The 1,263-nt window shown below is 48.5% G+C and carries 1 protein-coding gene; it reads left to right on the forward strand.

Annotated features, from left to right (window positions below; genetic code table 11):
* A partial coding sequence (locus R8N28_RS25400; RefSeq protein ID WP_318183680.1) for a BCCT family transporter occupies positions 1 to 1,263 on the forward strand: 1,263 nt, incomplete at both ends.

Here is a 1,263-nt window from a genome sequence, read left to right on the forward strand (position 1 = left end):
GTAGGTCAAGACAACGTTCAAAAGTGGGGCTTTGATGTTCATAACCCAGTTTTTGGTATTAGTGCAGGCTTTATTGCACTGTTTCTTGTCGCAGCATTAGTTCTAGATGCTCATACCGCGAAGACGGCATTGGATGGGCTTAAGTGGAAGATCATTGGTTCATTCGACTGGCTGTTTATTATCGCTGGTAACATTTTCGTTATTTTCTGCTTAGCGTTGATTGTGTCGCCGCTCGGGAAAATACGCTTAGGCGGTAAAGATGCCGTTGCTGATTATTCATTCATGTCTTGGCTCGCGATGTTGTTCGCAGCCGGTATGGGTATTGGTTTGATGTTTTGGAGTGTGGCAGAACCAGTGGCTTACTTCACTGGTTGGTACGAAACGCCACTCGGCGTAGAAGCAAACTCACCAGAAGCCGCACGTTTGGCGCTAGGCGCGACGATGTTCCACTGGGGTCTCCACCCTTGGGCAATTTACGGCGTTGTGGCACTTTCACTTGCATTTTTCACCTACAACAAAGGTTTGCCTCTATCAATGCGTTCGATCTTTTACCCATTATTGGGCGATCGCGCTTGGGGCTGGGCTGGCCATATCGTTGATATTCTTGCAGTACTTGCCACGCTATTTGGTCTAGCGACATCACTTGGTTTGGGCGCTCAGCAGGCGGCAAGTGGTATTCACCATGTATTTGGTGTTGAACCTGGTTTAGGTTTGCAAATTGTCGTTATCACTGTGGTTACTCTGCTCGCAGTGGTTTCTGTTGTTCGCGGTATCGACGGCGGCGTAAAAGTGATCAGTAACATCAACATGGTTGTAGCGTTTTTGCTGCTTATCCTTGTTGGTTTGATTGGCTGGGCGGCGAGTTTAGGCTCGATCCCAACAACGTTAATGGCGTACGTAGAAAACATCATTCCATTGAGTAACCCGTTTGGTCGTACGGACGAAGCTTGGTTCCAAGGCTGGACGGTATTCTACTGGGCTTGGTGGATCTCTTGGTCACCATTCGTTGGTATGTTCATCGCTCGCGTTTCACGCGGCCGTACAGTACGTGAGTTCATCACAGCGGTACTGATTGTTCCGACGGTAGTCACCGTGGGTTGGATGTCGGTATTTGGTGGTCTGGCGATTGATCAAGTCGTCAACAAAGTAGGCGAGTTAGGCGCAAACGGTCTGACCGACGTATCACTGGCGATGTTCCAAATGTTTGATGTACTGCCATTTGGCAACATATTATCGATCATTGCTGTGGTTCTGGTATTGGTA

It is taken from the genome of Vibrio sp. Vb1554, assembly GCF_033344235.1.